The 26426-nt window shown below is 51.4% G+C and carries 19 protein-coding genes; 10 read left to right on the top strand and 9 right to left on the bottom strand.

From position 1 onward, the window contains the following. Positions 1 to 504 precede the first annotated feature (504 nt). The 4 genes from JRI95_08275 to JRI95_08260 all read left to right on the top strand — a co-directional run bounded on the left by JRI95_08275 (position 505) and on the right by JRI95_08260 (position 4927). The gene (locus JRI95_08275) at positions 505 to 1968 is read left to right on the top strand and encodes an aromatic ring hydroxylase (GenBank protein ID MBW2061541.1); all 1464 of its coding nucleotides are present in this window, start codon (positions 505 to 507) and stop codon (positions 1966 to 1968) included. 345 nt (positions 1969 to 2313) lie between these two features. Continuing rightward, positions 2314 to 3135: a substrate-binding domain-containing protein gene (locus JRI95_08270; protein ID MBW2061540.1), complete on the top strand. Its 822-nt coding sequence runs from the start codon at positions 2314 to 2316 to the stop codon at positions 3133 to 3135. A gap of 77 nt (positions 3136 to 3212) precedes the next feature. Further along, the gene (locus tag JRI95_08265; protein MBW2061539.1) at positions 3213 to 3908 is read left to right on the top strand and encodes an ABC transporter permease; all 696 of its coding nucleotides are present in this window, start codon (positions 3213 to 3215) and stop codon (positions 3906 to 3908) included. Continuing rightward, entirely contained in the window at positions 3905 to 4927 is a 1023-nt protein-coding gene (locus JRI95_08260) for an ATP-binding cassette domain-containing protein (protein ID MBW2061538.1), read from the top strand. Before JRI95_08265 ends, JRI95_08260 begins: the two co-directional genes overlap by 4 nt. 4 nt (positions 4928 to 4931) lie before the next feature. On the opposite strand, the gene JRI95_08255 is transcribed toward JRI95_08260, so the two are convergent. Further along, complete coding sequence (locus tag JRI95_08255; protein MBW2061537.1) at positions 4932 to 5579, bottom strand: hypothetical protein; 648 nt, start codon at positions 5577 to 5579, stop codon at positions 4932 to 4934. Positions 5580 to 5957: 378 nt separating this feature from the next. Here JRI95_08255 and JRI95_08250 point away from each other — a divergent pair, with 378 nt between their 5' ends. The 3 genes from JRI95_08250 to pyk are packed head-to-tail and all read left to right on the top strand — an operon-like array spanning position 5958 to position 8945. After that, the gene (locus tag JRI95_08250; GenBank protein ID MBW2061536.1) at positions 5958 to 6104 is read left to right on the top strand and encodes a hypothetical protein; all 147 of its coding nucleotides are present in this window, start codon (positions 5958 to 5960) and stop codon (positions 6102 to 6104) included. Next, positions 6088 to 7455 carry an MFS transporter gene (locus JRI95_08245; protein MBW2061535.1) on the top strand — a complete coding sequence of 456 codons (1368 nt, stop codon included), beginning with the start codon at positions 6088 to 6090 and terminating at the stop codon, positions 7453 to 7455. The genes JRI95_08250 and JRI95_08245 overlap by 17 nt, the downstream gene beginning before the upstream one ends. Positions 7456 to 7514: 59 nt before the next feature. After that, positions 7515 to 8945 carry a pyruvate kinase gene (gene pyk / locus JRI95_08240; GenBank protein MBW2061534.1) on the top strand — a complete coding sequence of 477 codons (1431 nt, stop codon included), beginning with the start codon at positions 7515 to 7517 and terminating at the stop codon, positions 8943 to 8945. Here pyk and JRI95_08235 read toward each other — a convergent pair. Continuing rightward, positions 8929 to 9828: a class I SAM-dependent methyltransferase gene (locus JRI95_08235; protein MBW2061533.1), complete on the bottom strand. Its 900-nt coding sequence runs from the start codon at positions 9826 to 9828 to the stop codon at positions 8929 to 8931. The two genes, pyk and JRI95_08235, sit on opposite strands and share 17 nt — an antisense overlap. Positions 9829 to 10100: 272 nt before the next feature. Between JRI95_08235 and JRI95_08230 the strand changes: the two genes are divergently transcribed. Next, on the top strand, positions 10101 to 14306 hold the full coding sequence (locus JRI95_08230) for a pyruvate, phosphate dikinase (GenBank protein ID MBW2061532.1): 4206 nt from the start codon (positions 10101 to 10103) through the stop codon (positions 14304 to 14306). Positions 14307 to 14308: 2 nt separating this feature from the next. Then, positions 14309 to 15568 (top strand): glyceraldehyde-3-phosphate dehydrogenase, encoded by a 1260-nt coding sequence (locus JRI95_08225; GenBank protein ID MBW2061531.1) that lies wholly within the window; start codon positions 14309 to 14311, stop codon positions 15566 to 15568. A gap of 221 nt (positions 15569 to 15789) precedes the next feature. On the opposite strand, the gene JRI95_08220 is transcribed toward JRI95_08225, so the two are convergent. Further along, positions 15790 to 17289: a radical SAM protein gene (locus tag JRI95_08220; protein MBW2061530.1), complete on the bottom strand. Its 1500-nt coding sequence runs from the start codon at positions 17287 to 17289 to the stop codon at positions 15790 to 15792. Positions 17290 to 17380: 91 nt separating this feature from the next. Between JRI95_08220 and JRI95_08215 the strand changes: the two genes are divergently transcribed. Beyond that, complete coding sequence (locus JRI95_08215) at positions 17381 to 17731, top strand: hypothetical protein (protein ID MBW2061529.1); 351 nt, start codon at positions 17381 to 17383, stop codon at positions 17729 to 17731. Between the two features lie 50 nt (positions 17732 to 17781). Here the strand turns inward: JRI95_08215 and JRI95_08210 are convergent, their stop codons facing one another. The 6 genes from JRI95_08210 to JRI95_08185 all read right to left on the bottom strand — a co-directional run bounded on the left by JRI95_08210 (position 17782) and on the right by JRI95_08185 (position 26262). After that, on the bottom strand, positions 17782 to 19335 hold the full coding sequence (locus JRI95_08210; protein ID MBW2061528.1) for an ABC transporter substrate-binding protein: 1554 nt from the start codon (positions 19333 to 19335) through the stop codon (positions 17782 to 17784). A 65-nt stretch (positions 19336 to 19400) separates the two neighbouring features. Next, positions 19401 to 21095 carry a hypothetical protein gene (locus JRI95_08205; GenBank protein MBW2061527.1) on the bottom strand — a complete coding sequence of 565 codons (1695 nt, stop codon included), beginning with the start codon at positions 21093 to 21095 and terminating at the stop codon, positions 19401 to 19403. A 102-nt stretch (positions 21096 to 21197) separates the two neighbouring features. After that, positions 21198 to 23216: a hypothetical protein gene (locus JRI95_08200; protein MBW2061526.1), complete on the bottom strand. Its 2019-nt coding sequence runs from the start codon at positions 23214 to 23216 to the stop codon at positions 21198 to 21200. Positions 23217 to 23342: 126 nt separating this feature from the next. Beyond that, positions 23343 to 24623, bottom strand: coding sequence for a CoA transferase (locus tag JRI95_08195; GenBank protein MBW2061525.1), 1281 nt, complete (start codon positions 24621 to 24623; stop codon positions 23343 to 23345). A gap of 19 nt (positions 24624 to 24642) precedes the next feature. Further along, positions 24643 to 25038: a VOC family protein gene (locus tag JRI95_08190; protein ID MBW2061524.1), complete on the bottom strand. Its 396-nt coding sequence runs from the start codon at positions 25036 to 25038 to the stop codon at positions 24643 to 24645. A 12-nt stretch (positions 25039 to 25050) separates the two neighbouring features. Beyond that, positions 25051 to 26262 (bottom strand): CoA transferase, encoded by a 1212-nt coding sequence (locus JRI95_08185; GenBank protein ID MBW2061523.1) that lies wholly within the window; start codon positions 26260 to 26262, stop codon positions 25051 to 25053. Positions 26263 to 26426 lie beyond the last annotated feature (164 nt).

Raw genomic sequence — 26426 nt, 5'->3', positions numbered from 1 at the left:
TCCGCAGATCCTGGATGTCGTTTCATGGTACCTCCTTAGGTACCAGTATCCAAAATCCGTCAAACCGGACAAATTAAGTGCTATGAAAAGCGGACATATCATGTGCTACTGACAATGGCTGCAGCTGAGGCTTGTATGAAAGACAAAAATTTGATAAACTGCCGTCGACCTTAGTCAGCGGTTTGAAGAAACAACCGCTTGGGATGCAGTCTATTCAGATCATAAATCAAAACCTGAACTCGGTCATGTTTAAGCAACGTTTTTCCTGGCCTTGACGAACTCCAGCCAGAATGATACGATCAATTTACTTTTTTAAATTAGATAATCCGGGGAGTAGACAATATATTTTACCACTTTAAAAAAAGGAGCTGCATTAGGCAAAATATTTATACCGAAACGGTTAATGAATGAGGCAGCATGGATCGGATTTCCCGAACCACGCTGCCGGAACAATAACCAAGCTCACCCCTAAACTGGGTGGCAAAAAAGCAGGAGGTGTTTCCCGTGAGAACGAAAAAACAGTACATGGAAGGCTTGAGCAAGATGCGTCGTAATATTTACGTTGATGGCAATAAGATTGACCGGACCGATGAAATGCAGATGGATTGCATCAACACCATTGGCGTAACTTTTGACGAGGCGGAGAAGCCTGAAAACGCAGATTTCATGCTGGCCAAGTCACATTTGACCGGCGAAATGATTAACCGTTTCTGCCACATCCACCAGAGTACGGATGACCTTCATAAAAAACAGGACATGACGCGGCATCTGTGCCAGATAGTCGGCGGGTGTATTCAGCGCTGCATGGGTATTGACGCCATCAACGCCATCTACGCTGTCAGTTATGAGGCAGATAAATCCAATAATGGCTCGACCGAGTACCATGAAAATTTCAAGAAGTGGCTGGAGCCATTCCAGAGAGAAGACCTTGTCGGCTGCTGTGCTCAGACGGATGTCAAGGGTGATCGCATGAAGCGGCCCTTTCAGCAGGCAGACCCGGACCTTTACGTACACATAAAAGAACGAAAAAGTGATGGGATCGTGGTGTCGGGCTGTAAGCTTCATATCTCAGAGGCTTCGGTGGCCGATGAGGTTCTGGTGGTACCCACCCGGTCCCTTACACCTGACGATAAGGACTATGCTGTCGCCTTTGCCTTGCCAGGCGATTGGGAAGGCATGAAGCAGGTGGTTACAGTGCATAACCTCCGTAAACGTGAACATTTCCAACGCGGCTTTATGCCTGGCGCGACTGATTCCTACGTTATCTTTGATGATTGCTTCGTACCCTGGGACAGGGTCTTTCTCGCAGGTGAAAACACTCACGGCGGGGTGCTGGCCCTTCTCTTTGCGCTCTTTCATCGCCACAGTTATTCCGGCTGCAAACCGGCCCTGGGTGACCTGATGCTGGGTACGATCGCGCTCTCCGCGGAATACAATGGCATCGAAAAGGCTAAGCATTTAGGTCCCAAGCTGGCTGAAATAATTATGACGACCGAGTTGGGATATGCGGCCGGTTACACGGCTTCAGACATGGGCAAGCCAGAGGTTTACATGCCTGGTGTGGGATTTGTGCCTTATGGGCCTGGCAGCTATATTCCTCATTCGATATACGCTAACGTCGGCCGCTGTCTGACCGGGGAAGCGGTCTTCCGCGAGGCTGAAATCCTGACTGACATTTCCGGCGGCGTGGCCGCCACCTTCCCCTATGAGGGCGATTTTGTGAACCCCGAGACCAAGGAGCTTCTGAACAAGTACATCATGCGAAACCCTGACGTCTCTCCCGAGAACATGGCTCAGTTATGGCGTTACGTCGGCGACCTCCTATGCTCCGCCACCGGCGGCATCCACCTCATCGGCAGTTATCACGGCGGCGGTTCACCTGTCATGGAATCCATCGCCATCACGACTCAATATGACATCGAAGCAAAAAAAGAGATGGTCAAGCGTATCGCCGGAATCGAGGATTAAACGAAGCGTTTAGAATTGTTCTGAAATGCGGGCCGGCCCCCTTTGGCTGAAAAACAAGGGGCGCCGGCCCTTTTTAGGGCCGAAAATCACATCAAACGCCTGACCTTCCCTTTATCATAGAGGCACGAGCCCTCATCTTTTTTATATACTGCCTGTCCCGGATTTAAAGCGCTATTATGTCAAATTTGACATAATAAGCCAGAATTGATATAAACAGGCAGGCAGCCTCGCCACAATAAAGGCGCCTTCTGGCGGTGACCCTGGAGACGGCGCCACGAAAAACACATGGTCAAAACAACGAAGGAAGGAATAAACATGAATGCAAAGAGGATGAAATCCTGGAAAATGCTGGTTCTCGCCGCACTACTGGCAATCCAGATAGTAATGCTCGGAGCTTCTCTTTCGGCCGGCGCGCCGGTTCTCAGGATGGCTACGACCACGAGCACGGATAACACCGGCCTGCTGGACTACCTGGCCCCGTTGTTCCAAAAAGACACCGGAATCGAACTCCAGTGGGTGGCTGCTGGCACAGGCAGGGCCTTAGCCCTTGGCCGAAACTGCGATGTGTCCATCCTGTTCGTGCATGCCCCGGAGGCAGAGAAAAAATTTATAAATAAAGGTTATGGAGTCAACCGCCGGGAAGTCATGTATAATGACTTCATCGTTATCGGCCCGAAAAAGGACCCGGCTCGAATTAAGGGTCTCTCCGTGCCTGCGGCATTGAAGACCGTGACCCATAAAAAAGTTATTTTTGTCAGCCGAGGCGATGATTCCGGGACGCATAATAAGGAGCTTTCTTTATGGAAGGCCGCGGCCTTGCCAGTACCGGACAAAAAGAAATGGTATGTCCAGACCGGTCAGGGCATGCTGGCTACGGTTAATGTGGCTGCGGAAAGATCGGGCTACACCCTGGTGGACCGAGGCACCTATATAAAGTATGAATCGCAAGCTCAAGGTAATCCCCCCCTGGTTATTCTCGTTGAGGGAGACAACTCCCTTATGAATCAGTACAGCGTCATTGCGATAAACCCGGCTCGCTGTAAAGGTGTGACCTATAATTACGCGCTCGGATTTATCGGGTGGATAACCTCACCAAAGGCCCAGAAGCATATCGCTGACTTCAGATTGCAAGGCAAACAGCTTTTTATCCCGAACGCCGAGAAATAAAAACTGATGCGACAGTATCAGGGCCTTCCGCGCCCTGATACTTTTTTTAAACTGTCACAACTTTTAGCTTAGTATCTATGGACTTTATCCTGGAAGGGCTTTTAGGGGCCGTTAAGCTGCTGCTATCCGGAAGTGGCGAGACATACTCCGCCATTTTCACCACCCTCAAGGTCTCCACCCTCTCCATCATTGCCAGCCTGGTATTAGGAATCCCCCTGGGGTTTATCTTGGGATACGCGGAGTTTCCGGGCAGAAGGCTCTGCCGCACCCTGGCGGACACCCTCCTGGCCTTGCCCACGGTGGTCGTCGGTTTGGTGGTTTATGCCTTCCTTTCCCGCCGCGGACCCCTGGGTGAGCTGGGGCTTTTATTCACTGTTCCGGGCATCGTCATCGGTCAGACGATCCTGGGCCTGCCTATCGTTATCTCCCTCACCGCCGCAGCCATTGAAGGGTTGGACCAGCGGCTGCGGTTAACCCTGTTGACTCTGGGGGCAAACAGCCGCCAGCTTGCCTTGACCAGCCTCCGGGAAGGCATGTATGCCGTCCTGGTGGCCGCGGTCACGGCTTATGGAAGAATCATATCCGAAGTCGGCGTCTCAATGATGCTGGGCGGTAATATTAAATGGTACACCAGAACCATTACCACGGCCATGGCCCTGGAGACTGGCAAAGGTGAATTCGCCATGGGGCTGGCTCTAGGCATGGTCCTGCTTGCAATCGCCTTTACTGTCAACGTCCTGCTTTCAATCCTGAAGATGAAGGCCGAGCCTTGAGCGAAATGATTTACGAACTCTTTAACCTGGTCCATCGTTACGGGGAGCATGTCGCCCTGAAGGTCGAACACCTGTCAATCAGGAAAGGCAGCATCATCGGGGTCTCCGGGCCAAATGGCAGCGGCAAAAGTACCCTCATGAAAATTTTAGCCTTTTTACAGAAACCTTCGGAAGGGACGGTACTCTTTGACGGCCAAAAGGTGAACTTCAATAACCCCGCTCTCAGACGCGAGGTAACACTCCTCCTTCAGGATCCGTATCTCCTCAAACGATCTGTGTTTGAAAATGTGGCTTACGGCCTCAGGCTCCGCTGGCAGACGAACGATTTAAAGGCGCAGGTCTATACGGCCCTGAATCTGGTGGGGCTGGACCCGGAGAGCTTTGCCCACCGGTCGTGGCGTGAACTCTCAGGTGGTGAGGCTCAACGCGTCACTCTGGCTTCGAGGCTGGCCTTGAAACCCAGAGTCCTGCTCCTGGATGAGCCGCTGGCCAGCGTGGATGCCGCGAGCGCCGAATTGATAAAAAAGGCCTCGCTCGCCGTGCGGCAGGAATGGGGCGCGACCCTGGTCATTGTCAGTCATGATCTTATCTGGCTGCACGAGGTCGCGGACGAGGTGTTGAGTTTCTTTAACGGGTCGCTCGTCGGATCCGGCGCCAGGAATTTAATCATGGGACCCTGGCAGGTGAAAAAAGATAATTTTTGGATGAAAACACTCGAACACGGGCAGCAGATCCTGGCCGAAAATCCATTTAAGGATAAGTCGGTGGCCGTGTTGGATCCGTCGAAGGTGGTGATTACCCCGCAAATCCCGGATCAATCGCAGCTAGGCAATGTGATCCAGGGTACGATATCTCAAATGATATTTGAGAAAACTTTAGGAAAAGTTCTGGTAAACGTGTCCGCGGGCGGTATCTCCCTCACCTCCCGCATGACCGAAGCCACAATCATGGAGCTGCGTTTACACCCTGGTCAGTCAGTCTGGGTATCCTTCAATGCCGATGCCTTCCAGTGGCTGTGACCCGTTAAAAGTCATAACCAAACCCGAATAATCCGTGAAGGGCCACGTTCGGTACATTGGCGTCCCCGCATTCGATGGGAATGTTCGCATAGGAGGCCGTCAACTTGGCTTCCAGGGTGAAAAATAAGCTCTTCCAGAGATAGAACCTCTTTCCGGCCGCGACCTGCGCTGAAACACCGGAGAGATAATTTCCATCCCTTAAGAGACCCCTGTTCCAGGGAAGCTCCTTACCGCGAACTATCGTTTCAGGATGCGTCATCACCAGCCCCGCACCAACGCGAAAAATAAACCCCTTGTGCTTCCAGGCTCGATTTCCATAAATAAAGTTATATCCATGCGAAATCTCAAAAAGCTGAATCTCAGGCGGGCTGTTTCTCAGGTAAAGCTTATGATGAATAAATTCAAGTTCCCAGGCACGGCTCTCCTTCCACCGGCCAAACCTGAAGGCATAATAAGGTGAACCATTGAGGGGTTTAGTGTCGTATTTCGCATTGAAGCTGATATTCTCTTCCCCTGTTTGATGAATCAAAAGAGGGGTGTTAAAGTTATAGGCCGTGCCTCCAAAGACCTCGGCCGTCCAGCTCGCCTCTGCTTCAGCAGAGATAACAGCGGTCAGTAATACCAGTATGAACACTGCCCCAAATTTTTTCATGCTCAACTCTCCTTTTGAGATGAAATAATTAGAAAATATTGTTATTTAAAAGAACCTCATCGCGCTTGGACATCAAGATGGATGCAAAGGACTATACACAAATTCTAAATAATTTTCGATGATTTTTTTTATTTCTGGGCCTTAAGGCTCCCGATGCAGGCAGTTTTCGCATGTAATTATGAAGGCCGGCTAATAAACCCGGCCCGGCGGTGCAGCGACGAGGGCTTGATATTGGTAATATCTTCAGACAAAGACCGTGCCTTATCTGATTCGAATTGTTTTTTAAGGTTTTAGTTGGCAGTTTTTATAAATCGTTTTATGTTAAGATCATCCACTTGCCCGGCTATTCGCACAAAAAATTTTTCAGGCGGCCGTTTCATGTTTTTGGAGAAACAGTATTTGCAAATCAGCCAGGGGGTCTTTAAAATGCCAGGAAGCAAACTTAATTTTCTTTCGGCCTGCAATGAGATGGATCAGCCAGCGCCGGACTTTGAGGCATCACCAGGAAATGCGTATCAAGGATAAATCTGAGGGAAATCCCTCTGAATCTGCCAAAGGGCTATCCGGCCATCCCATGCTCATGGTGCTGCGCCTGCGCAATCTCCGTTTGCTATGGCTTGGTCAGGGCGCTTCGGTCCTGGGCACTCAGTTCTACCTGATCGCCCTGCCTTGGCTGGTGCTGAAATTAACAGGGGACCCTTTTCAAATGGGGATGGTCCTGGCCCTGGCGGGCATCCCCCGCGCCCTGTTCATGCTCGTCGGCGGGGCTCTCACCGACCGCTTCTCCCCGCGAACGCTTATGCTCGGGTCCAACTTCGCTCGCATGGTTATAGTGGGCCTGCTGACAGGACTGGTCCTTACTGGAAGAGTTGATCTCTGGATGCTTTATATTTTCGGACTGAGTTTTGGGGTGGCGGACGCCTTCTATTTTCCGGCCCAGGCATCCATAATGCCTCGGATTGTAGACATAGAGCACCTGCTGGCCGGGAACTCGATTGTCCAGGGGACAAACCAGCTGAGCATCGCCGTGGGTCCGGCCCTGGCGGGCGCACTGATTGCCATCTTTTCCAGTTCACCAGATACGTCATTGCTTACAGGCGGTGGAGCTGCTCAGGCTGCGGATGTAGCTGGACTCGGTTTTGCCTTTGGAGTGAATGCTTTGGGTTACTTGATTTCGATTATTGCCTTGTGGATGATCAAGATGCGCCCTCCTGAGAAGCCGACCGAGGAAACCCATGAAAAAATCAATGTCCTCTCGTCAATCATTCAGGGCTTTATTTATGTTTTCAAAGACAAGATTCTGCGGTGGCTGCTTCTGGTGACCGCGGTCAGCCATTTCTGCATGGAGGGACCGCTATTCATTGGCATTCCGGTATTGGCCAACTCCCGCTTCCCGGAAGGCGCGGCAGCCTTTGGCATAATCATGTCGGCCTTTGGGGCAGGCATGCTGCTGGGAGTCATTCTGGCTGGCACATTACCCAGGCTGCCAGCGAAGAGTATGGGCATGATTTTGTTGATAATTATCAGCCTGAGTGGTCTAGGGTTGATCGTCTTCGGCTTGGTTGCCACTACCTTTATCGCGGCCCTGATTGTCCTGATCATGGCGGCCGCGCAAGGTTTTGTCGTTATCCAGTATACCTCCTGGATACAGGGTCGTACCCCGCAGCACCTATTGGGACGTATCTTCAGCCTGATAATGCTTGCCTCGGTCGGCTTGATCCCGATATCGCAGGCCCTGTCCGGCGCTCTAATCAAGCTGAATACAGCCGGGCTGTTCGTGGGAGCAGGCATCCTGATGTCACTTGTGGTCGGGTTTGTAGCGATGCGTCCGGAGATGCGGTCCATGGGACTGAAAACAAAAAGGACGACACCTTAAAATTTGAATAGTAAAATAGCTTATAAGCAGCAACCTCAATCAAGGCAAAGGATAAAACCATGAGCGGCCACAGGCATACCCGCCGGACAAAAATCGTCTGCACCATTGGTCCGGCTAGCTCCTCCCCGGAAACGATCCGGCGGCTGATCGAAGCGGGCATGGACGTGGCCCGGCTCAACTTCTCCCATGGCAACCATGAAACCCATGGCCGCGCCATCCATGATTTGCGCCGCGCTTCACAGGAGCTGAACCGCGAAATCGGCATCCTCATGGACCTGGCCGGCCCCAAGATTCGGCTGGGAGAAATTCCAGAGCTCGAACGAATCCTTGAGCCTGACACCAGGGTGAAGCTGGTTTCAGGCCCGCATGCCTCTGGAGACGAACTTCCGGTGAACTATCCGTGGCTCTATGAGGACGTTGAGGAGGGAGACCGCATCCTTCTGGCTGACGGGCAGGTTGAACTTTGTGTCATGGACAAAAAAAACCAGGCGTTACACTGCCAGGTCATCGTCGGCGGAACGGTTTCTTCTCACAAGGGCGTGAACCTGCCCACCAGCCAGCTGCGCATTCCCACCTTCACCGATAAAGATCGCCGCGACCTCGAGTTTGGGCTTGCACGGGGCGTTGACATGGTGGCCATGTCATTTGTGCGCCACGAGAATGATCTGACTCCTTTAATCGAAATCTTAAACCGGATGGATCGTCCGCCCCTTTTGATCGCCAAGATAGAAAAACCGGACGCCCTTGAACGATTCCAGAAAATCCTGAGGTCGGTCGGAGGGGCGATGGTGGCCCGGGGTGACCTGGGGGTGGAGATGCCCCTGGAGGAAGTGCCTCTTATCCAGAAGCGGATCATCCAGGAGACGCGTATGGCAGGAAAGGTCGTTATCACCGCCACCCAGATGCTGCGCTCCATGATGAGCAGCCCGCGGCCCAGCCGCGCCGAAGTGACTGACGTGGCCAACGCTATCCTGGATGGCACCGATGCGGTTATGCTTTCCGACGAGACCGCCATGGGCCGTTACCCGGTCGAAGCAGTCAAGGTGCTGGATAGAATTTGTCAGGCCACTGAACCGGCCTTGAATGAGGAACGATTCCTCCAGGAGGGTCTCTCAGAGCTTCTGCCTCTGACGGCGGCGGCCATCAGCCGTGCTGCGACCTGGCTGGCGCGGGACCTTAACCCTGCGGCTATTGTGGCAGCCACCACGAGCGGCAGTACCGCCCGGCTTATTGCCCGCTACCGTCCCCCGCTGCCGGTGGTGGGGCTGACCCCTGAACTCAGCACCTGCCGCCAGCTATGCCTCTCCTGGGGAGTGGTCCCTGTCCTTATCTCTGCTTGCGATAACGCCGATGAGATGCTGAACCAGGTCCGGCACTGGGTACAGGAGAAAGGCATGGTCAAGTCGGGTGACCGTCTGATCGTAACCGCAGGCATGCCTTTCAGGGTGCCAGGCACTACCAATCTGCTTAAAGTCATCGAGATTGAGTGACTTCTGAAACCTTACGATCCGAAGGAAAAGGACTACAATGCCGGTATTCGGCCTGAAGGCTTAAAAAGGGCCTGTTATCAGGTACCTGGCCAGAAGGCAGTTTCTGACCCACGGCGATAATATCATGTGAAAGTACAGGTTCAGCCGAGCAGATCCGGAGACCAATATGGTTCAAGATGGTTAAGACCAACTCCGTGTTGAAAACATGATGGTGCAGGCACCTGTTTTCAACATTTTTTATGGATCGCTTTTGAAACTCCTCGAAACTGCCTGCCTCAGAATCCATCTCCAAATCGTGAAGCTCAAGGATTTCAGGCAGATGGGTGAGATCATCCTCCCCGATTTCACGTTCAAAATCCTCAATAAGATGAGCGAGTGAAGTCACTGGCCTTAAATGGTCAAAAGTATTGTCCTTGTGAGGTAACACGAGCACCATAAGGCCGTCTTCCTTTAGCACGCGTTTCCATTCATACAAAGCCTGCAGAGGACTGGCAATATGTTCGAGCGTGTGAGAAGACAAGACAAAATCGTAGCTGTTCGAATCAAATCCGTCCAGCTTTATAGCGTCACGTATATACTGATACCCGGGCGGGCGTTTCTTATGATAATGAAAGTTCCGCCCTTCGCGAATGGTCCCTTCCCAGATGGTCGTCTGGCTGAAATTGCAGTTATCGAGGCAACCGCAGATGGGATAGATTGGGAGCAGGCCGTTCTTAGTAAAGATATGGCTCGGCCCGCCGATCTCAAACCCGGTCTGACCCGTAAGGAGTTGTTTACAGATTTTGAAGCTTTTGGCGCGCGTCTTTTGCACGGGGCGAAATATGCTATTAAATAAGATAGTTACGCCGTCTTTTTTTCTTTCCTGCTTTAACATCTTGACCATGATTATTCCGATGCATCTCACTGTTTTTGCAGGACGGTTTTTAAACGTTGCTGAATACAGTCGAGACTATATCAAATTTAAAAGAAAAACATCAAATTTTTTTAGGAATTACAGAAAGTTGGACCTGTAGGAAGGCTGGGCCTTGCGGCTGGTGTGGTATGTAGCGCTTTTGAGTCACCAGGCTACCGACTTGACATAATAACACTCAACCTGATTAAATATATCAAGGAAACGTGCATGAAATGCAGCCATAACGATTAAAGGGGGCTCACATGCCGCAGTCCAAGGCCCTGGAAGTCAATATCCAAACCAGCCGGGTTAAGGTCACCCTGGACCCGAAGTATAAAACCCTTCAGGAAATCACGTCCAACTATGCGGGACTGCTTGAGGAGCTGAACGTTCTTATCAAGGAAATCTGCCATCCCCTCAAGAACTGGGAGTTCATCATTGATAACACACGGCGCTTCGCTTTGAATAACTTCCACCTCTTTAAGGGCCATCCCAAGGGACCGGAAGGGGCCGGACTGTTCGTTGACATCTTTTTCGACGCACTGACCGGCTCTAAAAATGAGGAAGTAGAGGCGGACGCAGTGGACAACCTTCTGATCTACCTTCAGCAGATCGTCAACGAGTCCGACTCAGACCTGAACCGCTTCCTGGACTTATTGAACAGCAGTTTCGAGCGCTTAAAAGACCTGCCTGAAGAGACCTTTCGCCTGGTCGTGCAAAGCTTTTATTCTTTGAGCCGCCTGGCTGAAAATTTGGGTCAAGCTGCTTCGCCTGAGGCCGATTTTCAGTCCATCATCATGCTGCTTCACCGCTGTCTCAGCCGCACTTATGACTACTGGCTCAGCGAGTCCGACCCCCAGGTCTGGTTCGAGGCCGAGACCGGACCTGAGATCAGGTCCAAGGAACTGGCCGCCCTATTTGCCTCGATATCGCATGATCGCCTCAAGAGTTACAAACAGAAGCTGGGTGACATTGAGCTGGCTCAGAATAACGGCTCCTTAGAGGTTCTGACCCGTTTAACCAGCCTGCCCGGTTACAGGGAAATCATAACCCATTATGACAAGCTGCCTCAGAAGCTGGCCAGAGCCGGAGATTCATCTGATCAGGGAAAGCACTGGATGCTCCTTTTTCTCTTCCATAACATGAACATTTCCGGTCTGTCGTCCATCCACGAGCGCACCCTGCGCGAAATCAACCGAACCCTGTCCCGGCTGATCGGCCATGAGGATGTGGATAAAGCCAGGTCCCTGATTGACAATACCTTCCACATCCTGGAGCGCAGTACCAGGAAGTATCCCCGCACTGCCTTAAATTCCGTGCTCAACATGGGAAAGGCGGTTTACAAAACCGATGAGAGCGAGCTGGTGGAGCATTTCATTTCCTCTGTGGTTGATCTGGGCTTTCAGACCCCGGACCTTAAGGGAGTGGGCGACGATTGGCAGATCCGGTCCAATGCCACCCATATCCAGAACATTCGCGTCTGGCTCAAGCTCATTGAGCAGAACCCGGCCCATTCTCAAAAATTATTAAGCTCGCTGCTCATCTTCCTGGCCCTGGATGGAGTTTTCATCAAGGACACCGACCTCTTCCCACGTGACATCACCGACCTTTTAAACAGCGATGTCAAGCCGGTCTACAACCTGGTCAAACAGCTCTGCCGGCTTTTTCCTGCTTACTTCAACGAAATCGGGGCCGAAGGGCAGCTGCGGGATATCTCAACCCAGATTGATGATCTGATCCACCGCCGCGATCCTCTGATCCACTTCCTGCGCAAGCAGTCTCATGTGGAGAGTAGCCTTCAGACCGTGGTTTTAATGGAAGCCATTTTCGAATTCTGGCGTACCAGAGATAAAAGGCCTTTACAAAATCTGCTCCCGCCCAACATTTATAACCAGGTGACCACAAAGGGAATCAATGTGGACGGACTTCACCGGCTCATGACTCAACTGTTCGAGACCGGGACGATAGGCCAAACGAGCGACCTCCTCTCTCTACCTGAGAAAGAGCTGGCCGAATTTATGGCTCCCCGTCAGCAGGGGGTGACCAAGCAGGATCGCCAGAGACTTCAGTTAGCCCACGCCCTTTATCAGAGGCTGTACCAGAAATACCATACCGATATGCTCGACCTGGACAATTATCTGAACCACGCACCAGCCGGCATCTTCCCTAAACTAGAAAAGCTTAAAGCCGCGCTGGCCCAGTCAGAGCCCCGCAAAAAACTGGTCGGCATCCTGGATTATCTCCAGATCTTGAAGGAGATAATCCTCTCGCCAACGATTTACGAGGTCCGGGAGGATATTTATTACAAGCGCCATATTGCCGTGGACATCCCATCCATGTATGGCAGCTACCATGAAGCCAAGTTCGACGCCCTGGGTCTGACCTTCAGGCTGGAGGCTCTGGTGAACACCCTGTTCCAGGAGCTTATAGACGGTATTGACCTTAAACTGATCACCCGACCCACCATTGTTAAAGTTCACGATTACCTGTGCCTGTTCCACCAGGCCTTGAGATTGGATGGCATCAAATCCCGAGAGGTGGAGCGTCAGCTTGACCTGCTGACTCATGCCCTGGACATTCGGGGCTTCTCCTTCACTCAGTACCTGGATATCTTCCGTGGCTTCTCCCAGGTGATAAACAATATCGTCAGCGACCACTTCAATAAAGTCCACTACAATCAGCTGGTCAGGATTCTGGCTCAGACCTCGGTCTCTCAGCTCCTGCCAAAGTACCTGCCTGCTGAAGGCTCGATCAACCCTGAGGACCTGACACATCGCGTCAGCGAGATTTTCCTGCGCGACCGCATTGCGACCTCCCTGGGTCTGCAGCAGCTGGACCAGTTCGTGTCCCGGATTTATAACACCTTTTTTCACCAGGATCATGAGCTTCCCCGGGCCGCTCTGCCTCAGCTGCTCAACTACGACCCAGCCAAGGCGGTCACTCCCCTGGAGCCGGCTAAACCGGAGATATCAGATATCATCCACCTGGGGGTCAAGGGTTTCAACCTGATCAAACTCATCTCCCTTGGGCTGCCGGTGCCTCGGGGCTTCATCATCACCACCGAGGTTTTCCGCTGCCGGGAGGTGATTGACTCCTACACCCCTGCCAGGAAGCAGTTCCGGGCCATGGTAATCCGGCAGTTAACCCGGCTGGAGCGGCAGGTAGGCAGGAAGTTTGGTGACCCAAGGAATCCACTCCTGCTGTCGGTCCGCAGTGGTTCATCCATCTCCCTGCCTGGGATGATGAACACTTCTCTGAACGTGGGTATCAACGAAGAGATAGTCGAAGGCATGGCCGCCGGGGGAGGCAACCGGAAATGGTTCGCCTGGGACTGCTATCGCCGCTACATCCAGAGTTACGGTATGGCCCACGGTTTGAAGCGTGATGACTTTGACGCCATCATTGATGAGTTCAAGCAGAAGTTCAGCCTGCCTTACAAGCGAGAGTTCTCCGGGGACCAGATGAAAAAGACCACCCTGGCTTATAAAGAGTTCGTGAGTTCGCATGGTCTCACCATTGTCCAAAAAAACCGTGAACAGCTTTTCCAGGCTATCAAAGCCGTTTTTGACAGCTGGAATTCCCCGCGGGCTCAAACATACCGCAACATCATGGGCATTAGCAGCGACTGGGGCACGGCCGTGATTATCCAGGCCATGGTTTTTGGCAATCTATCCCAGGAGGCCGGCTCCGGGGTCTTTTTCACTCACAACCCGCGTTGGGCTGAGGATAAACTGATGCTGTGGGGTGATTTTACACCGGGCAATCAAGGAGAGGACATCGTCTCCGGCCTGGTCGAGACCTTGCCTCTCAACCAGCGTCAGGCTGAAATCGAGAACCGACCCGCCACTCTTACCCTAGAAACCCAATTTCCGAAAATTTACAAGGGCTTACAGGAGCAGGCAAAGAACCTGATCTACACCTGGGGGTACAGCCCCCAGGAGATTGAGTTTACTTTTGAAGGCCCCGCAACGGAGAACCTTTTTTTCCTCCAGACGCGGGATATGGTTTTACGGGAACAGCGCGAGACCTTTGGTATTGACCTCTCCAGGATACCTTCAAATCACTTCCTGGGTCGCGGGATCGGCGTAAGCGGCGGAGGCATGAGCGGACGTATTGTTTTCAACCTTGAGGAGATACAGAAATGGCGCAACGAGGAACCGGACACGCCCTTAATATTAATACGGGGTGACACTGTACCGGATGACATTCGGGAGATTTATGAAACTGACGGTCTGTTGACCGCCCGCGGCGGATCCACCTCTCACGCGGCCATCGTTGCCCATCAGCTCAAGAAAACATGCATTGTTGGCTGTGATGAACTAATCTGCGACGAAAACGCAAGCACCTGTTCTCTGGGCGATGGAGTTCTGAAATCCGGTGAATGGATCAGTATAGACGGCCTGTCCGGTTCTATTTACAAAGGGAAAATTATTGAAGATATGAAACGAAAAGAAAGGAGTAAAAATTAGTCATGGCAGCATCGCAAAAGAACCCTGGAGTTAAGCTGGGAATAAACGCTTTAGGACGCGTCGGGAAGCTCACCTTGTGGCATCATATCTCACGGAAATATTTCGACGAAATCGTGGTGAACCTGGGCCGTCAGGTAGGCGGCTCGCTTCACGATCTGGCCCACTATATCGAGCGCGATTCGACCTACGGCTCTCTGCAAGGATTTCTATACGGCCACAGGGCCGCGCCGGTGATTAACGAGGTGGATGAAGCCGACAGCACGATCATTATTGACGAAATTAAGGTCAAGATCTTGACCAAGGAGCGCAATCCCAAGGAGATAGACTGGGCCGGAGAGGACGTCCAGCTAGTCGTGGATACCACCGGCCAGTTCCTTGACCCAACCATACCGGGCGATGACCCCAAAGGCTCATGTCTGGGCCATCTCGAGTCCGGAGCCGAGAAGGTCCTTGTTTCGGCGCCGTTCAAGATCAAGGACGAAAGCGAATCTATGCCCGACTTCGCCGTGACGACGGTCATGGGGATTAATGACCGTGATTACGATCCTCGAAAACACAGGATCATCTCCGGCGCCTCCTGCACCACCACCTGCCTGGCCCACATGTTCAAGCCTCTTCTGGATTACTTTGGAGCCAAACGGATTCTCTCGACCTCCATGGCCACGATTCATGCCATGACTCCTTCTCAGGTGGTGCTGGATCGAATGCCCAAGGCCGGTGCAAGCGACCTGAGGAAAACACGAAGCACCATGAACAACATCATCCTCACTTCCACCGGTGCAGCCAAAACCCTGGTCTTGGTCATCCCGGAAATGAAACAGATCGGTTTCATTGCCGAGTCGGTTCGGATTCCAACGACTACCGGCTCGCTGATCATCCTGGTGGTCAACCTTCAGGACGACCCAACGGGCCAATCAATCCGGCGTGATCTGATCAATGACATTTACAAGAAGGCGGCCGAAGCTGATAAAGACGACTACCTCCTTTACACCGAAAAACAGAATGCTTCGAGCGACATCATCGGCCATCCCAAGGCGGCGGCGATTATCGAGGGGCACGAAACTCACACCCGGACGGCTGAAATCGTCATCAACCTGGAAAACATCCTTGGCGATCAATCGAAAATCGTTGAACAGATCGGTGACAACAATCTCAAAATCTCGGTCACTCAGGCCGTGATCTACGGCTGGTATGACAACGAGTTTGGAGGCTTCGTCAACATGTTCGGCGACCTCACCGTCAGCATTGCCGAAAATATGTAGAGAAGATTACCAGCCGTCTCAACCCAGGCGGAGCCTGGGAGCGTAGGTAAAGAGATTTTTAACAATATCCTTTTATAGCAATTGTCATAATTATGTTCATTTTGGCTTCCTGGTTTCAGAATCTGGATTCCTGCGCAAGCGGGAATCCAGAAAGGAATATATTTATGAGAACTACTCTAACAAATAGAAAGGCAAACGAACGGTTGGCGTAGGTTAACCTTTTAGGCCTTAAAAGGTTCCGAGACCACCATATGAGGCACTTCCGGCCTCTGTTTTTCTTCAGTTACCGGTTCCACGGTGGCGAGGTATTCTTTCTCCCAGATCGGGTCGGTTAATTGTTTTAATTTTTCTCCATAGCAAACCATGCCGTCGCAGTATGACTTGTCATTTATGGCAATGGCTGCCTCTTCATTGATAGGCTTGACCCCGGTATTCATGGCCGCTTCCCTGACAATGTTGAAATGGTCCCTGATCGGGCATGGGCAAAGCCAGTTATCCGTCTTTTTCCCGGATTGCTTGTATCCGTATTCATCCTGCCATTTACGAATCGCTTTGAAGAAAGGGGATTCCAGGGGCGTATTGAGGTTTGCGCCTCTGTTGTAAATGTCATAAATATTATCCACCGCATAAGGGATGAAGACACAGGGCGTGATGTTACCGTGCCAATCAATGTAAAAATATCCTCCCTGACGTCCGGCACTAATGCAACCGCCAGCGGCGGTGCCGCTGTTCCAGAAGTCTGCCAGGAATATTTTCCGCTCCCGAACAAACCGCTGCGTCCGCCGAAGCATCTCTACACGCTGCTCAGGGGTAACCATCAGCTCAAGGGACTGGCCGCGTCCGATAGGCATATACTGGAAGAGCCAGCCGTAGAAGGCGCCCTGCTCCAGGAAACAGAAATCAATGAAGCGATCACTGGTGGCCACATCCCAGTTGAGCCTCGTTGGTGTGACCGAGATACCAAAGGGTACCCCATGCTTTCTCAATCTTTCAAAGGTCTTCATAATACGCTTGAAGGTACCCTTACCTCTTCGAGCATCTGTTTCCTTTTCAAATCCTTCCAAAGATACAGCCGGCGTGATGTTGCCCAAATCAGCCATGCGCTTCGCGGCATCGTCGTCAATCAAGGTGCCGTTAGTGTACATCATGAACATCTCAGTATCGTGCTTGGCGACCATGTCGAGAAGATCGTAACCTTCATCACGCCACAACATTGGTTCACCGCCAGAGATCGTCGTGAAATGAGACCCCCATAGTTTTTTTTTATCTGTAATGATACGGTCGAAGGTTTTGAAATCCAGGCTGACCTGCTGGGTAACATCACTGGCAGCATAACAGTCGCTGCATTTTAAATTGCATTTTCCGGTGGGACTGATTACCAGGAGTAATGGAGGTTTGAACCCCAGGGAATGAGAAGCCTCCTCATTGTCTTTGTTCATGATCACATTACTTAAAAATATATCTAGGAGCCGGTTTAACACGTGCTTCGAGATCAACCCGCGCTCGATCGATCGATTAAAACTATGCAGAAGCGCCATGGCATAGTCATGTCTATCTTCTTGAACGCGTTTCGGTCTATTATCAGTATTTCCCTCCATCGCATCCTGATAGGATTTTTGTTCAATGAAGCTGATGACCATATCTCTGGCCTCTTGGTCATCAACCATCTGTTGAAGAAGTGACTTAGTTGATTCAGCAGTAAGTAATGATTGAACGTCCATCTTGACCTCCTTGCCTTCTTCTCATCTTTGACCGAGTTCGAAATCATCGGGCTCACCAGACACTGAAGGGCTACCAATTGGAACAACCCTGGTGTGTGGTGACCCTGAAGGTGTACCACTTTTATTTCCTCCCCTGATCCTCTTCCATTATAATTTATTGGATATTTTCAATAAGGATATAATTAAGAGTTCATCAGAGCCCTTTTTTAAAGGAAGGAGCGTGGATATCAAAGAGCAGAGTTTGCTTAATCACAGGGTAATTATAGAAAAACTCCATATAAGGTCAAGTCTTTTTTTCTTTTATTCAGTGGGGGTTATACTAATTAAACTTAAGGATGCCAGGAAGATACTGATAATCCAGAGTCGTGATTATCTTAGGTGGCAGAGAGAGAGGGATTCGACCCATGGCCTCGGGCATAAAAGTCCAGGTTCTTTTTCATGAGTGATGAGTTCTCTGGATAACCAGAGAACCCATCAAGCCGAAAAATTACCTCAATGTTTGAGCCTGATGGTTTCAAAGCGACTGGGTGTAGGAAAACCAGTTCTTGCTCCCCAATACTCAATCCTCGGGCCCAGTCCAAAAGCAACATGGTTGTTCCACAGAGGCATCCTGATACGGCTCTCGCGAATGAGCTTGGATATTTGCCTCCCGGCCTTGGTCATGTCCGCTTCGGATATGGCAAACATTGATTTCATGATCGTAGCTTCAATCTCCGGGGTGGTGTTGTAACACCAGGGTGTAAGTTTAGTGAACAGAATGAGACCATCCTTGGCCACATGCGGTGAGCCGCCAAAGAATGTAGCCAGGTGGGTGAGCCCCTGGAACTTCTTATTCCGCATCCCCTCGTTCCAGGCGGCGTTTTCCAATACTTTCAATTCTGCGTTAATTCCCACATCCGCGAGATTTGCAGCGATGGCTTGCATAAATAACAATCTGGTCTGTTTCGTGGAAATCACGGTTTTGAAGCCCTTGGAGTATCCGGCCTCGGCAAGCAATGCCTTGGCCGCTTCCGGATTATATGGATCGGGCTTGACGCTTGGATCATACCCTCGTGTTACCGGAGAGATGACCTCCCCGGTTGGAGTGCCCAGTCCGAAGAGGATCTTCTCGCAAATAGCCTTCCGGTCGATGGCCATGCTGGCCGCGATGCGAACGCGCTTATCATGCCATGGGCTGGGTTTGTCGGGCAAAGCTAGATCAGCATAAATCAGGCACTGTTCCTGAACGTCTTTGATTAGCTTTACGCTCATTTCCGGGTCGTCCCGCACCTGCTGGATATGAGGCCCGATAAGGCCTACGATATCCGCTTCTCCGCTTTTTAACATGGCCAACCGGGTACTGGCTTCGGGAACGGCCATTAACTTTAACGTTTTGAACTCGGGAGTTTTTCGGTAATGGTCTTTGACGGCCGCCAGCTTGACCCATCTATCCTGCTTATAATCCACCCATCTGAACGACCCGGCCCCAATCGGCTTTTTGGCAAATCCCTTATCGCCCACCTTTTCCCGGTATTCCTTGGGGAAAGGCCATGGGATAGCTTCATACCACCATGGCCAGGGGCTTTTTAGGTTAAAGCGTATTTTATAAGGGCCCTGCACCTCAATCTTCTTGATTGATCGCTTTAATAGTCCCTTCGTAGCAAACTTACTACCCTTGCGCATATAGGTTTCCAGACTGTATTTCACATCCTCAGCCGTCACTTCAGCCCCGTTGTGAAATTTGACGCCCTCCCTGAGGACAAAATCAATGTAGCTCCAGTCTGGGGCGATCTTCCAGGATTTTGCCAGGCCGGGCAGGACGTTCCCGTCCGCATCTCTCTCGGCCAGGCTATCGAACACGGCGCTGGGAATTACTGCCTGTCCAGCGCCAGCTAGGGTAACGGGATCACCACCAACCATGGAGAAATGAGTGGCTTTAGTAACAAACACCACATCCCCGGTTTGTACCGCTTTTTCCTTGGCATGGCCAGGCGCAAGAAAAACTATGGTTGACATGGCTATGACCAACCAGACTAACAGAATGACTTGAAAATGGTTTCTTTTCATGCTTGACCTCCTTTTTAAATCAAGGGAGAAAAAGTATAAATTAGCCCGGACCATCCGGGTGTGCTTTAAATTCCTTCCGTCATGATTTCTCGAACGTTCATCTCCTCATAGACCTTCATAGCCGGTCGAGGTGGTTCGATCGGATCCAAGCCTAAATCTTCAGGCTTATCGGCAGAGGGATGGATGTAATTGTAGATTTCCCGATACTTCGATTCAGCCCGTACATAACTCGTTAATGCTTTTCCCATGAAGTACAGTTTCTCGTTGCCTTCAGCCACTCCAGCCTTGATCTGGAATTGCCTTCCATCCATATATTCTTCGGTGGCGCTTGAAAACATTTCCTTTAGCTTCAAATAAGCCGGCAGGTTTTCTATTTCCAAATTGAGTTTTTTCAAAGTGTAATCCGTCTTTGCCATGCAATCAGCGGTATTCAATTGTGCTTCCCTGAGGACAGTCCCGGGACTTGATTTAAGTCTCAGCGTGTAAAACGTATGGGTTACATCGAGGTGGTCCTGAGGGGTTCTTCCAGCAACGACACTTCTCCCGGCAGGTCCGGTAGCCTGGTAGAATACACCGCCACTTCCGTTGTTCGGGATTCCAATATTCACACGCTGGTTAAAACGGTTTCCGATATAGTATGTATCTTCATCCGGATCATGATACCGGTAGAGCATTTTTCCGAAATTCGCGTCAATCTGCCCCTTATATTTGTCAAAAAACGCCCACAGCTGGACGACCCTGGGATCCGTTTTAAACGGCTGCAATTCCGGTTCGAATAGTTTCTGGTTTTCGGGGATGAGGTAAGTGTTGGGGGACGCAATCCAGTCGGCTTCACCGAAGTCTCCCGGTTTTCTGTATGTTTTTAAGGCCGCTGTCAATTCAAATATGTAAGCATTTCCAGTTGTATCGGCTACCATGGCATTGTGGACTCTCCCGCCAGTCGTTTGATAGGAGAGGAGCTTCTCTTTTGCCTCTTCGGCGTTGTCATAAAACTGCCCCAGATGTCTCAGGGCCAGGGTAAGAGGAATCCCATAGTTGCGGTCAATATCGCGCGGAGTGTCAATATTACCTCCAGATACCCAGAGGCCTTTGTTGTTCATTAACGGATGCAGCGTCAATTCGCCGCACATGAGAGCCCCTGATATAAAAGCATTTCCTTCTTCCGGAAACGCGATGATGTTCACCTGATCTCCGAAAAATCCGTCAACCGAATCCCCGCAAATCAGGCTGCCGTCTTTCGTCGCACTCCCCCAGGCCGCCCACCGGCTGCACCCTCCTCCAGAATCCTTTGGACTCGTTAGCCCTTCCGGAAGACCTTGATCGGCCTGAGCGTGGTCATCAGATTCTTCGGACTTGAGCCCGTACTTTTCCTGATACTCCCTGGGCGGCAGCTCATCAAGAGGAGAGGGCAACGTGGCACCGGGACTAAAAGCCGATTTCATGCAGACAGACACATTGATGGTAAGAATATCCATGTAGGAAATGTCATATCCCGCATCCGTGGCGCCGGCGGCAATCCCGATCATTTCATCAATGATTTCGGGCGTATATTCCTTGATATAATACTGAAAACCTTTCAGACATTGTTTCCAGATCTCAAAGTTGTTATTAACCATTAATTTAAGGTTGCCCATTTGCTGATCTCTGACCCGCTTGATACCGCCGGCCATCTGATAACCATACTGGTATCCCATCTCATAATTGGAACCCCTGACAAAAATAACCGGAATAATATTTGCCGGTCTCACTTGTTCGCCCATTTTCTCCCTCCTGCTAATAATTTAGATTCATTATTGGTTGTGGCTTTTATACGGGATCGGCTTCACTGAACCGGGTATTAAGTCGCAAAATCCCGCAGCCCGTCACAACTTCACATCATGCCGAGGCCTGCCCCAGTTAGCGGCCATGGCAACGACGCGCTCTATATCTTCCTCTAGCATAATTCCCGCGTCCACGAGCCGCTCAGCCGCCGCGCGCACAGCCTCAACATAACCTTCCGGTGAACCGTAGCGTTCAAGCACTGAAAGACGAGGGTCACGAGTCATCTCACGCTCCTCCGGCGTATCCATAAATGGAATGTAGCTCCCCTGGATATTCAGCGTGGCCCCGTGGCCCCACCCGCGCCTTCTCAGGTTCCAGCCCGTGTAAGTGCCGAGCGGCGCCTGCACCACGGGTGAACGCACCCCGGCAATTTCATTGCCGTCCGCATTGACCGACGGTACAAGAATCGTGTAACCTTTGAGATCCTTGATGTCCGGCGGCAACTTGGTGATAAAACCGTCGTCCGCTTCTGGACCAAAATCGAGCAATGGGAGAGTCGATGGTCCCGGCGGTAAAGCCTGACCCGGAATCTTAGGAAAACCTTCAACCCATTCCTCGTAAGTGGCGAGTGTACCGTTCTCACGACTCGGTATCATCGAATCCGGTGGCGGTGTTCCATCGGTTGCCCATCGATCCATGGCGTCGAGCATTGCGCGGAAGAAAAATGAGGTTTGAATATTGTTGAACCGATTGGCCGCTACCGGCGGCCATATTGGTTCTCGCTGTTGCGGATCGGCAAAGTGCATCGAGCTTGACCAGAGATAGATACGCACATTCTCGGGCTGGGGCAAATCATTGCCCTTTGTGTCGGTATGAACAAGTGAACCATGCCGCTCCCAGTATTCGGTCGAGGTTTGCGTGTGTATTACCAGTGGGTCAGTATCGGGTCTCTTAAGGATCGCATCCGTTTTACCCGTTAAATGATCGGTGCAACTCGCGTAGGAGAAGGGAAAGCGGTCCGAATAAATGAAATGCTCCATATAAGCTTGCCCCGCTGATGCCGTCAGGTTTGCGAAGCGATGGTGCATCCACATTAGTCCTCCCCCGGAGACGTGCGGCAGGACGCCGTCGAATACCCTGCGGCCATCAGGCGCTGCATTGAAACCACGATAAACAAAGTCCCGGATCAAACGCCCTGTCTGTGACCGGCCCCAGGCATAGGCCTTCTCGATTTCACCGGCTGGATTGGGATTCCCGGCCGCATCTTTCTCCTCATACCGGAGGAAGCTGACCAGATCCCGGACGGCTACATCGCCCAGGCCAAGCACTAATGGATCACGCCCGGTGTAGACAAGCTCATAGATCCAACCGGGTTCAAATCCCTTTGGCAGATAAATATTAGTTTCGGATGGAATGACACCGATCTCCGCGCCCTGACCGTCCGCGCCCTCACCGCCCTCAGTGCGGGCAAAGCTCCATTCCGTGTGTGGAACCTCGATGCGTTCGTTGTATGGATAGCGGCGTTTAGTCAATCGCGCTTTCCGCGTGTCCAGGGAGACAGTGGGATGGCTTCGCGTCGAAGTCCATCCCGACAGCGGACGGGTAGTAATGCCGGGCGTATAAACGGTAAACTCCTGGAGGATACGGCCGGTCAGCGGCTTTCCGCCATCCGTGGCAACCGGCAGGTTGAGCAACACTCGGTCATTCCCGGGCAGCAGGTCACCCTGCCACGCGCTCCACACCACGGTATAGCCGCGCCGGAATAGAAAACCATTACCGGCGTGTTCGAGTGTTTTCGGATCATTACTGCCTGGTGCGTCGTTAAAGAATTGAAGCGTACGCATGTTGCCGCGGTTCCCGAAATCATAGAATAGTCTTTTGTTACCGCGAGATGGTTCGACGGGTTTGAGTATTAAAAAGTCACCGCTGAACTCGACCAGGCCTTTTTCATTTCGCGGGGCCTTGTCAATGTCAAAGACACCGGCTTGGGTCGGAGCGTCGGGATCAACCATGAAGTGGGCGCGACCGCGTATACGTTCATAAGGTCCGGCGTCACCGAAAACATGCCCGTTGGCAAAATCACTTCGCTCGTGAATGCAAAGCTCTATTTTATTCGTCATGGCGTGAATCCTCTTGTTATTGCCGAAGTGAAAATCCTGCTCGCTAATTGTCTTGCAACGCTAATGAAGTGGTGATTTCTGCGATGTAACTCCTAAATTTTTCTATCCTTCTTTCATGCTCGCTATCTACTTCTGGCGCATAGCGTAAGGATCGACGATGTCTCCCGAGAAAATAACACCGTCCTCTATCGCCTTATTAATCTCCTCATCACTCATCCCCAGAAGCTCTTTGAATACATAATCCGTGTGTTCGCCGAATAGAGGGGCAGGTCCAAGAGTGGGAATCGGAGTTTCGGACATCTTATACCTCTGTCCGATGATGTTCATGATTCCGGCATCCGGATGATCCACCGTTTGCCAGAACCCTCTGTCTTTCAGGTGCGGTTCGCTAAATAGTTCAGCGATATCCAAAACGGCTCCGGCTGCGACCCCGGCAGCCTGCAAGGCATGCATGGCCTCATACTTATCTCTTTCAATGGTCCAAAGCTCCACATATTTGTCCAAATCGTCCTGATTCTCCAGGCGGTCGTACAGATAACAAAATCGCTTTTCCTTCGTCCAGGGCGGATCTCCTATGACCCGGCAAAAAGCTTTCCATTCTTCATCCGAGCCAATGGCAATGGTGATCCACTCATCTTCCCCCTTGCATCGATAACATCCATGGGGGGCCATCGCCTCCTGATTGTGCCTATTCCCCTTGTGCTCCAGGAGTCGGCCGTTTATGGTGTAGTCCAGGATCTCCGGTCCAACAAAGTTTACGGCTGACTCCGTCATGGAAACGTTAATATGCTGCCCTTCCCCTGTCTTATCCCTGTGGAGAAGAGCGGCGATCAACGCTCCTGCCATGTGCGTCCCCGTTACAGGATCGATGTGGTCAACTCCCGACCTGTAGGGAGTTTCATCACCCACGTAACCTGTCAAAGCCATGAAACCGCACATGGGTTCCTGAACCACGCCAAAGGAATGATACCGGACCCAGGGACCACTGGGGCCATACCCGTTGGCGCTCGCGACGATAATGTCCGGTTTCACCTTTCTCAATTCCTCGTAGCCAATACCCAGCCTGTCCATAACTCCGGCGGCGTAATTGTCGATGACTATGTCGCTTATCTTGACCAGATCCTTTAAAAGTCGTTTGCCATCTTCCTTGGAGAGGTCCAGGCTGACCGAGAGTTTATTGCGGTTGAGCACGTTGAAAACGCACTGGCGATTCCAGGGTTTTTCACCGGGTTCTCCATTTTGATAAACGCCTGATGTGGCTTTCCTATCCCCGCGTGTTGCCCCATAGGGTGGTTCGACCTTTATAACCTCAGCACCAAGGTCAGCTAACTGCTGGGTGCAATGAGGACCGGCCCAGGCTTGTGTGCAGTCTGCAATCCGAATGCCTTCAAGCGGTAATTTAGCCATACTTCCCTCTTTTCTATGCTCAGATTCTCGTTTGTACGAGTTCAATGAGCATGCCGAATGTGCTCTTTGGGTGAAAAAACGCGACCCGCCAGCCCTGTCGGCCCACGATTCCCGGTCTGACAAGTTCCAATCCTTGAGCCAAATAGGACTCGACTTCCGCCTCTATGTCATCCACCTCAAAGCAGTGGTGGTGCACTCCCTCACCTCGGTTTTTTAAAAACTTTCCTATCACCCCATCGCTGGCGATAGGTTCCATGAACTCGACCAGAACATTGCCTAACCGAACCCAGCTTGCTTTAAAATCTCCCTCCCCCTCAGGCCGGGGAAAGTCAACTCTAAAGGCCGAGGTAGCGATCTCCTTGACTTTATCAAGGCTCTCCACAGCAACGCCTATGTGATCCAGATGCTTAATCATCCATCCATCCTCCTAAATAACGCCTTCCCGGGCCAGCGAAGCCAGTTGCTTCCTGGTATAGCCGAGCCGTGAACCGTATATCTCCTCGTTGTCTTCTCCCAGAAGAGGGGCCCTTCCCACCTTCCAGGGCGTCTTGCTCATCAGGACCGGTCCGCTGGGGTAAATCGCCTTCCCGTGGGATGGATGCCCTATTGTCCTGTAGAAACCCTGAGAGGCAAGCTGAGGGCAATTCACCAGGTCTTCGGTATTCCGAACCCACCCCGCGGCAGCCCCTCTCGCAGTGTTCAGGACCTGAAAAGGATGTTCTATCCAGTATTCCTTATCATGGTCCAGTAACCAGGGAAGCAGATAGGTATCGACTTCGTCTTTATTTTGAACCCGCACCCCATGGTCCAGAAACTTCGGGTCCTTGAGTTCATCAACACCCACAAGGTCGGCTAGATGCTTAAAACTGGGCCCATAGGTGGCGATGACCACCCAACCATCCTTACAGGGGAAGACTCCCCAGGGGTGCCCTTTCTGATTGAAATTCCCCAGGCGCGGGGTAATGTGTTTGATGGCGTCATAGATCCCGACCTGCCATTCTGCAACGCCGGTGCAATATTCCATGATGGATACATCCACATGTTGCCCTTTGTTCGTTGATTGCGCAGCATAGACCGCAGCAAGCATGGGAGTCACAGCGACCTGGCCCCCGGTGTACTGGGCAACATCGAGACCAAGCTTCAGCGGCTCCCTGTCCGATTCGCCGGTCATCTTCATCAGGCCGCTCAGGGCATACTCAACAATCTCTGCCGCTTTATAGTCCCGATAGGGCCCGGTCTGCCCAAAATTGGAGATGGAAGTCATTACCAGCTTGGGATTAATTTCGGACAGGGTGTCGTACCCCAGCCCCAGTGACGGCATAACTCTTGGCTCAAAATTCTCTACAAGGATATCCGCATCCTTAACCAAAGTTTTGAAAATCTCCTGCCCGGCCGGGCTCTTAAGGTTCAGGGTGATACTCTTCTTACCCGTGTTGAGATAGAGAAATAACTCACTTTTCTCAATATGCGGATCGTCGCCGACGAACGGACCGAGTCTCCTTGCCCCATCTCCGGTTCCAGGCCTTTCGACCTTAATCACCTCAGCCCCGTATCCAGCCAGGAGCCTTGTACAATAAGGACCGGCTATATAGTGGGAAACATCCAATACCCTATACCCGGATAATGCGCCTGCTAACATAACGTTACTCCCAAATAGTTGTGGAATATATTAACATTTATGGGTCTTCACCATATTAGTTGATGATAATTTGATCTGGTCGATAGATTTTTTGCATCATTTAAACAAGTTACGTTCATAAAGGTGATTTGCTTATTATTAAACACTTAGATTTTTAAAAAGAA

It is taken from the genome of Deltaproteobacteria bacterium (genome assembly GCA_019308995.1).
In the GTDB taxonomy this organism is placed as follows: Bacteria; Desulfobacterota; Desulfarculia; order Adiutricales; family JAFDHD01; genus JAFDHD01.
This window is presented reverse-complemented; position numbering and strand designations above follow the sequence as displayed.

What these genes read in the sequence shown, in the direction of transcription:
- JRI95_08245 (MBW2061535.1), top strand. Translation starts at nt 6,088, where the DNA reads ATGCGTATCAAGGATAAATCTGAGGGAAATCCCTCTGAATCTGCCAAA.
- pyk (MBW2061534.1), top strand. Translation starts at nt 7,515, where the DNA reads ATGAGCGGCCACAGGCATACCCGCCGGACAAAAATCGTCTGCACCATT.
- JRI95_08265 (MBW2061539.1), top strand. Translation starts at nt 3,213, where the DNA reads ATGGACTTTATCCTGGAAGGGCTTTTAGGGGCCGTTAAGCTGCTGCTA.
- JRI95_08235 (MBW2061533.1), bottom strand. Translation starts at nt 9,828, where the DNA reads ATGGTCAAGATGTTAAAGCAGGAAAGAAAAAAAGACGGCGTAACTATC.
- JRI95_08270 (MBW2061540.1), top strand. Translation starts at nt 2,314, where the DNA reads ATGCTGGTTCTCGCCGCACTACTGGCAATCCAGATAGTAATGCTCGGA.
- JRI95_08205 (MBW2061527.1), bottom strand. Translation starts at nt 21,095, where the DNA reads ATGGGCGAACAAGTGAGACCGGCAAATATTATTCCGGTTATTTTTGTC.
- JRI95_08225 (MBW2061531.1), top strand. Translation starts at nt 14,309, where the DNA reads ATGGCAGCATCGCAAAAGAACCCTGGAGTTAAGCTGGGAATAAACGCT.
- JRI95_08220 (MBW2061530.1), bottom strand. Translation starts at nt 17,289, where the DNA reads ATGGACGTTCAATCATTACTTACTGCTGAATCAACTAAGTCACTTCTT.
- JRI95_08250 (MBW2061536.1), top strand. Translation starts at nt 5,958, where the DNA reads ATGTTTTTGGAGAAACAGTATTTGCAAATCAGCCAGGGGGTCTTTAAA.
- JRI95_08195 (MBW2061525.1), bottom strand. Translation starts at nt 24,623, where the DNA reads ATGGCTAAATTACCGCTTGAAGGCATTCGGATTGCAGACTGCACACAA.
- JRI95_08210 (MBW2061528.1), bottom strand. Translation starts at nt 19,335, where the DNA reads ATGAAAAGAAACCATTTTCAAGTCATTCTGTTAGTCTGGTTGGTCATA.
- JRI95_08185 (MBW2061523.1), bottom strand. Translation starts at nt 26,262, where the DNA reads ATGTTAGCAGGCGCATTATCCGGGTATAGGGTATTGGATGTTTCCCAC.
- JRI95_08255 (MBW2061537.1), bottom strand. Translation starts at nt 5,579, where the DNA reads ATGAAAAAATTTGGGGCAGTGTTCATACTGGTATTACTGACCGCTGTT.
- JRI95_08230 (MBW2061532.1), top strand. Translation starts at nt 10,101, where the DNA reads ATGCCGCAGTCCAAGGCCCTGGAAGTCAATATCCAAACCAGCCGGGTT.
- JRI95_08200 (MBW2061526.1), bottom strand. Translation starts at nt 23,216, where the DNA reads ATGACGAATAAAATAGAGCTTTGCATTCACGAGCGAAGTGATTTTGCC.
- JRI95_08190 (MBW2061524.1), bottom strand. Translation starts at nt 25,038, where the DNA reads ATGATTAAGCATCTGGATCACATAGGCGTTGCTGTGGAGAGCCTTGAT.